Annotated in this window: 6 protein-coding genes and 1 rRNA gene; all 7 read right to left on the bottom strand. The window is 44.7% G+C overall.

The genetic code is table 11. The features are described from left to right. Positions 1-1,334 (bottom strand): 16S ribosomal RNA (locus NTU69_08805); the annotation flags it as partial. A 261-nt stretch (positions 1,335-1,595) separates the two neighbouring features. Further along, on the bottom strand, positions 1,596-1,853 hold the full coding sequence (locus NTU69_08810) for a hypothetical protein (protein ID MCX5803610.1): 258 nt from the start codon (positions 1,851-1,853) through the stop codon (positions 1,596-1,598). Positions 1,854-2,060: 207 nt separating this feature from the next. Beyond that, the gene (gene bioA / locus NTU69_08815; protein ID MCX5803611.1) at positions 2,061-3,413 is read right to left on the bottom strand and encodes an adenosylmethionine--8-amino-7-oxononanoate transaminase; all 1,353 of its coding nucleotides are present in this window, start codon (positions 3,411-3,413) and stop codon (positions 2,061-2,063) included. 96 nt (positions 3,414-3,509) lie between these two features. Beyond that, complete coding sequence (bioF, locus tag NTU69_08820; GenBank protein ID MCX5803612.1) at positions 3,510-4,679, bottom strand: 8-amino-7-oxononanoate synthase; 1,170 nt, start codon at positions 4,677-4,679, stop codon at positions 3,510-3,512. A 124-nt stretch (positions 4,680-4,803) separates the two neighbouring features. Continuing rightward, on the bottom strand, positions 4,804-6,525 hold the full coding sequence (locus NTU69_08825; GenBank protein ID MCX5803613.1) for a glutaconyl-CoA decarboxylase subunit alpha: 1,722 nt from the start codon (positions 6,523-6,525) through the stop codon (positions 4,804-4,806). A gap of 211 nt (positions 6,526-6,736) precedes the next feature. Then, positions 6,737-8,023, bottom strand: a complete 1,287-nt coding sequence (locus NTU69_08830) for an IMP cyclohydrolase (GenBank protein ID MCX5803614.1) — start codon at positions 8,021-8,023, stop codon at positions 6,737-6,739. A gap of 229 nt (positions 8,024-8,252) precedes the next feature. After that, a partial coding sequence (locus NTU69_08835) for a hypothetical protein (protein ID MCX5803615.1) occupies positions 8,253-8,563 on the bottom strand: 311 nt, incomplete at its 5' end.

Genomic DNA, 8,563 nt, shown 5'->3' on the forward strand with positions numbered 1-8,563 from the left:
CTTCACGAAGTCGAGTTGCAGACTTCGATCCGAACTGAGATCGGTTTTTGAGATTAGCATCCTGTCACCAGGTAGCTGCCCTCTGTACCAGCCATTGTAGCACGTGTGTAGCCCTGGACGTAAGGGCCGTGCTGACTTGACGTCATCCCCACCTTCCTCCCCGTTTCTCGAGGCAGTCTCGCCAGAGAAATGCAACCGGCAACGGGGGTTGCGCTCGTTGCGGGACTTAACCCAACACCTCACGGCACGAGCTGACGACAGCCATGCAGCACCTGCACCGGCTCCCCGAAGGGTCGCTTCGGTTTCCCGTCGCTACCACCGGCATGTCAAGCCCTGGTAAGGTTCTTCGCGTTGCGTCGAATTAAACCACATGCTCCACCGCTTGTGCGGGCCCCCGTCAATTCCTTTGAGTTTCAACCTTGCGGCCGTACTCCCCAGGCGGGGCACTTAACGCGTTAGCTGCGGCACGGAAGGGGTCGATACCTCCCACACCTAGTGCCCATCGTTTACGGCTAGGACTACCGGGGTATCTAATCCCGTTTGCTCCCCGAGCTTTCGCGCCTCAGTGTCAGTGACAGTCCAGAGAGCCGCCTTCGCCACCGGTGTTCCTCCCAGTATCTACGCATTTCACCGCTACACTGGGAATTCCGCTCTCCTCTCCTGCACTCAAGTTCGACAGTATCGGACGCGGGTCCTCGGTTGAGCCGAGGGATTTCACCTCCGACTTATCGAACCACCTACGCGCTCTTTACGCCCAGTAAATCCGAACAACGCTCGCCCCCTACGTATTACCGCGGCTGCTGGCACGTAGTTAGCCGGGGCTTCCTTCGGTGGTACCGTCAATCCACCCCTGTATTAGAGGAGCGGAGATTCGTTCCACCCGACAGGGTTTTACGACCCGAAGGCCTTCATCACCCACGCGGCGTCGCTGGGTCAGGCTTTCGCCCATTGCCCAATATTCCCCACTGCTGCCTCCCGTAGGAGTCTGGGCCGTGTCTCAGTCCCAGTGTGGCTGGCCGTCCTCTCAGACCAGCTACCCGTCATAGCCTTGGTGAGCTATTACCTCGCCAACAAGCTGATAGGCCATGGGCCCCTCTTTAAGTGATAGCTTGTATGAATACAGGCCACCTTTGACCCCGTGGCTTATGCCACGTGGTCTTATCCGGTATTAGCCCCACTTTCGCAGGGTTATCCCGATCTCAAAGGTAGATTACCCATGTATTACTCACCCGTCCGCCGCTCTACTTGCCCCCGAAGGGACTTTCGCGCTCGACTTGCATGTGTTAGGCACGCCGCCAGCGTTCGTTCTGAGCCAGGATCAAACTCTCAGATCAAACCTGTAAATTGTTCGTACTTGTTCATACTTGAACGAGGACCTACTATTTTTTCTTTTCAAAGAACATATTAAATATAAACCAGAGAGTACTAAGTATACTCATTTTAAAAAATTTGTCAAGGGATTATAATTAAAATATTTTAATAAAAAAGTTATCAGCTTTTAGCCACCAGCAATAAGTCAGGAACCCTTTATTCAATCAAGGATTTATGGGTAGCTCATGCTGTAATTATAGATTTCGGCTCTTTCTATGGGTTCTTTATTTGCTATTGGTTATAGAACATGACTGATAGCAATTGAAAATTGTATATCCCTTTTTCACGCAGGATGAAATACAATCGAAATCCTTTGTTTTCTTACCGGATTCATCTTCGTGAGCACACATTGAATTGCAGTAACCCATCAAGTATCCCTTCGATATACATTCATTCCTGCATAAAAAATTTATCTCCACTGCATACACAGTTGAAGCTGCAAACATGGTGAATGCAATTATGAATATCATTACCTTATTCATGTGACCGGCCTCCTTTTAAATCTTTCATATACATGTTACTCCTTAAGGAAATATTTTTCTATCTGTTTTTTATACAAAACCTTTTGGAGAGGGGCAAGCGACGATAAAACCTTGTATACAGGATGCACGGCAAGAAACGTTCGGGGTGTCTTGCAGCATAGGGCATAGCGCAAAGTGAACTAAAAGCTGATGGCTGATAGCTGACAGCTAAGTGCCTGTTACTATCTTAATGCTTTCGTACGTAACGTTGACAAGTTGCTGAAGGGTGGCTTTGTCAATCCCAAGCGGTGGCATAAGGACAATCACATCACCGAGGGGCCTGATGATTACACCTCTTTTGCGTGCCTCTGCTATTACCTTCTGCCCTATCTTTTCCTTTGGAGGACACAGTTTTTTTGTCTTTTTGCTTTTAACAAGCTCAATACCGACCATAAAACCACACTGTCTTATTTCGCCAACATGGGATAACTCATAAAACCTCTGTAAGCCCTTGCGCAATAATTCTATTTTATCCCTCAGCCTTTCAAGGATATTCTCTTTTTTAAATAGCTCGATATTCTCTATTGCCACAGCACATGCGAGGGGATTACCTGTGTATGTGTGCCCGTGAAAAAAGGTCTTGAATTCATCAAATCTTCCAAGAAAACCATCAAAGATTGCATCAGTTGTGAGGGTAGCTGCAAGCGGTAAATACCCTCCGGTAATGCCTTTTGCAACACACATAAAGTCAGGCTGCACCTTCTCTTTTTCACAGGCAAACATATACCCTGTCCTTCCAAAACCAGTAGCCACCTCATCTGTGATAAAAAGGAGGCCGTTTTTCTTTGTAATATTCCAGATAGCAGAGAGAAACCCCTCAGGTTGTGTTATCATGCCACCCGCCCCTTGCACAAGGGGTTCGATTACTACCGCACACACTTCATCTCTATGTCTCTTAATAATACCTTCAAATTCCTCAACGCATGCCATATTGCATGATTCTTTTTTCAGCTTAAATGGGCACCTATAGCAATATGGTGAAGGAGACTTGTATGTCTTGAAAAGCAGGGGCCTGTAAACCTTATGAAACAAATCAATGCCACCTACACTGACCGACCCGATTGTATCTCCGTGGTAACCGTTCGTAAATGAAATAAATCTTTTCCTCTTTTTCTCACCCCTCTGCTGCCAGTATTGATATGCCATCTTCAATGCAATCTCCACAGATGTAGAACCGTTATCAGAATAGAACACCCTTGATAAGCCACGGGGCGCTATATCGATAAGCCTTTTTGCCAGCAAAATAGATGGCACATTCGCAAGTCCGAGGAGGGTTGAATGACAGAGGATTTTTGACTGCTTCTCGATTGTCTCTATCAATTCCTCCTTTCCATGGCCGTGAACAATAACCCAGAGTGAAGAAACCCCATCAATATACCTTTTTCCATTCACATCAACGAGATAACAGCCTTCCCCCTTTTCTATGACAAGCGGCTCCATGCCCATGTAATCCTTCATCTGGGTGAATGGATGCCAGATGTATTTTTTATCCCAGTCCTTTAGTAAGTCCTTATTGTGCATAAATCTCCCGGCTGACTATAAGGGTTCAAGGGGTCAAAGATTCAAGCGAAAAACACTGGAACCCTTTAACCCTCGAATCCTCGAATCCTATTCTATTTAGATAAGTTCCATTTTCTTACCTGCATCGACAAGTGCCTCTATCGCATAATCCATATCATCCTTTGTCAATCCCCTTACAACAGTTAACCTTAGTCTTGAAGTCCCTTCCGGAACCGTAGGGGGCCTTATGGCCTGGAGAAATAATCCCTTTTTAAGCAACTGGTTCTGCATGGCGAGTGTCTTTTTATCTTCACCAACCACAATGGGAATAATCGGGCCTGCACTATCCTTTAAATCAAAACCAATCCCTGTCAGATTGTCCCTCATATAATCTATATTTCTCCATAGTTCGTCTTTAAAGGATGTATCCTTTTTTATCAGTCTCAAGGCGGCAATCGATGCTGCCAGGGAAGATGCAGGCAGTGCCGTTGTATACATAAATGTCCGTGCCCTGTTCACAAGGTATTCCAGTACAACCTTATCGGAAAGCACAAATGCACCAAATGAACCGAGCGCCTTTCCAAACGTTGCCATATGGACATCCATAGAGCCGGATAATCCATATAATTCCTCAATACCCCTCCCTTTTTCTCCAAATACCCCTGTCCCGTGTGCATCATCCAGAATTATGTGGACCCCATATTTTTCTTTAAGCTGAAAGATATCCTTGAGAGGGGCGATATCTCCGTCCATGCTGAAGATTGACTCCGTAACTATAAATCTTTTCCCCTTTGCCCTTTCTTTTTTGAGCTTCCTTTCAAGGTGATTTACATCCCTGTGTCTGTAAATTACCTTCTTTGCGCGTGAAAGCCTCATGCTGTCTATTAAACTCGAATGGTTTAATTCATCGCTGAAAATCACATCATCCTTTCCAATCAGTGTTGATATAATACCTATATTTGCCATATAGCCGTTTGAAAAGATGAGCCCTTTTTTATAGCCTTTATATTGAGCAATTTCTTTCTCGAGTATCTTGTAAAGGTCAATACTTCCTGATACGCTTCTTGAAGAACATGTACCTGACCCGTACTCACTGGTAGCCTTCCTTGCAGCCTCCACAATATCAGGGTGTGTATGTAAGGACAGATAGCTATTAGAGCAAAGATTAATGCATTCCTTTGAATTGTAAATGATTCTTGTTGCAGAGACTGGTTTTATATATTTTAATGTCCTGTAATTACCCTTTTCCTTAAATTCCTCGAGTGTTTCAGAAAGCCTATCTCTCATGGCCTGTTCACACCTGAAAACCACACTATACTATAAAAAATATCCGTTAACATCATTTGACGTATTGGTTAACGGGCTTATTAAAAAAGAAGGTGGATACATCGATCCACCCCTTTTACTATTTTTACCCTTTAATGATCCTTGGTATCATCATCTGATGCTGCGGGCATATTGAGTTCGGATTCTGGTAGCAGCAGTTGGCGAAAGCCACGAGATACTTTCTGAGATCTGTCATCCGAACTACCTCATCCACCAATCCCGTCTTTGCGCAGTAGGATGGCCTCGACTTATCGTAATACTCTTTGACCGTCTTGTTCATGGCTTCAATCACAGGGGCAAGCGGTCTACCTGCATCTTTCTCTTTCACAAGCCTTCTCGCAAAGCTTGCAGCTGCAGCTGTTTCACCGTGCATGACGTATATTTCCGTGGTGGCAGTACCAAGGGTGAAGGCGTTGTTGTTGTTTGACTGAGGTCCGGCCATAATGTAGTGGGCTGCTGCGGTACCCTTCCTCAGAACGATGCACATCATCGGACTATCGTTTGCCTGCTCTATGGAGTAAATGAGTGACTGACCGAGACCAAGAAGCTCAGCCTTCTCTGCGATGTCACCAACGTCGATACCAGACGTATCCTGTATCCACAGCATAGGAACCCTGTCCCTGCCACAGAGCGTGACAAACTCATTGACCTTGATGAGTCCCTGACGGTAGAACTTGCCGCCTATACCGGGATAGGGCGCGTATTCTGGATAACCCTTCGGCATGATACCCTGCCTGTTCGCCACGACACCAATAAGGAATCCATCGATCTTCACGAGACCAGTATATAGTTCCGGACCGTAATCGGGTCTAAACTCCATATGTTCACTGTTGTCAACGAGCCTTGCCATGAACTGCTCAATATCGTAGACCATCTTCTGGTTGAAAGCAACGATGCTGTACAGGTCTTCAGCCGGGAATTTTGGTTCTGCCGGCTCTGCCACCCTGAAGAATTTGCTGTTATAGGCGGGCAAATAGGTCACCCACTCTTTCACTGCATCAAGAATCGCCTCTTCGGTCTGAAATACCTGTTTGAAAAACCCTGTATGGTCGTAATGGATTTCAACCCTTCCTGGAGGCACAGACTTGAATTTCCTCGTTGCGTCGATAATCTGCTCTGCCATTGGCTCGTCGAAGTATCCCTTCGGCGCCATACCACTCACGATGCCTGCACCGCCGACGGCGATGTTACAATCCTTATGGGCAAGGAGTAGTGTCGGACTAATCCCCTGGTAGCCTCCACCAGCAGGGTTCGTTCCATAGATTGCAGCAAGAACGGGGATGCCAAGCTTGTTTAGTTCAGCATGTCTAAAGAATGTTGTTCCACTACCCCTTCTGTTTGCATACACCTTTTCCTGCTCAGTCAACTTCACGCCACTGCAGTTAACAAGCCAAACAAGTGGGCAATGTAATCTCTTGGCAATGTCGGTGACCCTGAGAATATTGTCTGCCTGCCCTGCAATCCATGCTCCTGCCATAACCTTGTTGTCAAACCCGATTATTACACACCACCTGCCGTTTATCCTGCCGAGACCATCCACAACACCGGTAGTCCCTGATTCTTCATCCATCGGGTCATAAAGTATGTGAAGAGGAGCCCATGTACCAGGGTCCAGGATGTATTCCAGCCTCTGGTGTACCGTCCATTCGCCCCTTTTATTAAGCGTTTCTTTCGGTAAACCCGCATTTTTCTTCTGCTCGACGAGCGCCGTAATTTCCTCTTCGACTTTTTTGATCTCTTCTGCGTTTTTCACGTTCACTTTTATTGGCTTACCCCAATCTTGCATTTTTTCAAAATATGGTTTCATTTTTTACCTCCAATGGATTTTTTAGATAATTTGTTATTATTTTCACAATTATATTTTGACTTCAACATTTTGTCAACACAAAACATAGTGGAACATAAAAATATTTAGATTTATTATGTAATCATTGAATAATATGTGATATTTTTCATTTAACTATATTCTTACACAAGGCATAGGATTCAAGGGGTCAACCTGCTCTAACTTTATTCTACTAATGTTTAAACAGCCTCTGCCCAGTAAAAACCATTGTTATATTTGCCTCGTTACAGGCTTCAATCACCTCAAAATCCCGCTCCGAGCCACCCGGCTGTATAACCCCTGTAATTCCTTCCTTTATTGCCGCATCAACCCCATCCCTGAAGGGGAAAAAACCATCAGAAACGACTATCGAACCCACGAGCCCTGCCCTCTGCTCCCTTGTGTATTTCTCCACCTCTATCAGGTCTTCCATCCTTCTTAACCCTCTCTCAGCCTCCAGTTTGAACACTGCATAAGGAACCCCATGCCTCTTAAAAACCTCAAGGTCCATAAACTTTTTATACGCCTTGAAGACGGATATCTCAACCACACCAACCCTGTCCTGTTCACCTGTCCCTATTGCAACTGTAGCCTCATCCTTCACGAAAAGGGCCGAGTTAGAACTCACACCTGATTCAACATACCAGCCAAAAAACATATCCTGGTACTCTTTCTCTGTGGGTGTCCTCTTTATCCTGTAAACTTCACCCTTATATATCGTTTCAGCCGGTTTAAGGTCCTCTTTCCCCTTTATTTTAAAGGGCTGCGATTCCTGAATAACAAGCCCGCCATCCATCAGTGATTTTATATCAATATATCGTTTAAATTTATACTCATGCAATCTCTCTATCTCCTCAATCTTTAAGAGTCTCAGATTCTTCCATTTCTTCAGCACATCAAACGCTTTCCCGTCAAACTCAGGGGCACACACAACCTCAAAATAGTAAGGGGCCATTGCCTTTGCCGCTTCTTCATCTATCTTCTTTGTAAAAACAATGCATCCTCCAAAGGCCGCTATCCTGTCAGACATAAATGCCTTTTCAAAGGCTTCTTTCGGGGTAGTACCGTATGCCACACCTGATGGATTGTTGTGCTTCATAATGGCACAAGCAGGTTTTTTATCAAGAAATTTTAAGATATTGAGGGCATTGTCCACATCGGTCAGGTTAATCTTTCCTGGATGTTTTCCTACCTGTAACATGTCCTTCTCAGTAATCCTGCTTACAAGCCCTTTTTTATAATCAAAGAACTTCACACCCCCGAGTACAATGTTGCCATTTGAAAGCTCGTACATCGCTGAAGCCTGGTCCGGATTCTCACCATACCTTAAGCCCCGTTCCACATTGCATTTTTCATCGCCATCATAGATGCTCCATACCTTCTTTTTATAAAGAAGTATCTGCCCGCCCATATCAATTTTTATGGTATCCGGGAAATTGTCCTTCACAACCTTCTTGTACATGCCCTTAATGTCTTCCATTGCTACCCCCCAACATTAGAAAATAATCAATAACCAAATTACAATATCCAAATGAAAGACAATGACCAATAATCAAATTCCAAATTACAGACTTAGAATTTGTTTGATTATTGATATTTGATAATTGAAGCCCATTTGGAACTTGGTGCTTGGTAAATTGGTTATTATTCATTGATTGGTTATTGATGATTTGGTTATTGGTAATTGGAAATTGGTTATTTATCATATTTTACCGTATTATCTTCAATAATGCTTGGACCATTGATTCAACATCGAGGCCCTCTACCCTTAATACCTCCTCGGTATCACCTGATGCCCCATAATCTTTCACCCCGAAAGATTCCATCCTTCCTCTGTAACCATCCCTTAACAAATAACCTGCTACTAAAGGGGCAACACCTGTTCGGAGATTGTGGTCTTCATAGGTAAAGATATACGGCAGCTTTAGAACCCCTTCCATAACTTCTTTATCTATCTCATTCACACAGGGCATGTTGATAACACCCAGATCTATCTTCTCTTTCAGGAGATTGTCCCTGA

The sequence above is a fragment of the Pseudomonadota bacterium genome, from assembly GCA_026388215.1.
Classification (GTDB): Bacteria; Desulfobacterota; Syntrophorhabdia; order Syntrophorhabdales; family Syntrophorhabdaceae; genus JAPLKF01.

Bases quoted from the DNA above. Each gene is read 5' to 3' on its own strand.
- NTU69_08810 (MCX5803610.1), bottom strand. From the start codon at position 1,853: ATGAATAAGGTAATGATATTCATAATTGCATTCACCATGTTTGCAGCT.
- bioA (MCX5803611.1), bottom strand. From the start codon at position 3,413: ATGCACAATAAGGACTTACTAAAGGACTGGGATAAAAAATACATCTGG.
- bioF (MCX5803612.1), bottom strand. From the start codon at position 4,679: ATGAGAGATAGGCTTTCTGAAACACTCGAGGAATTTAAGGAAAAGGGT.
- NTU69_08825 (MCX5803613.1), bottom strand. From the start codon at position 6,525: ATGAAACCATATTTTGAAAAAATGCAAGATTGGGGTAAGCCAATAAAA.
- NTU69_08830 (MCX5803614.1), bottom strand. From the start codon at position 8,023: ATGGAAGACATTAAGGGCATGTACAAGAAGGTTGTGAAGGACAATTTC.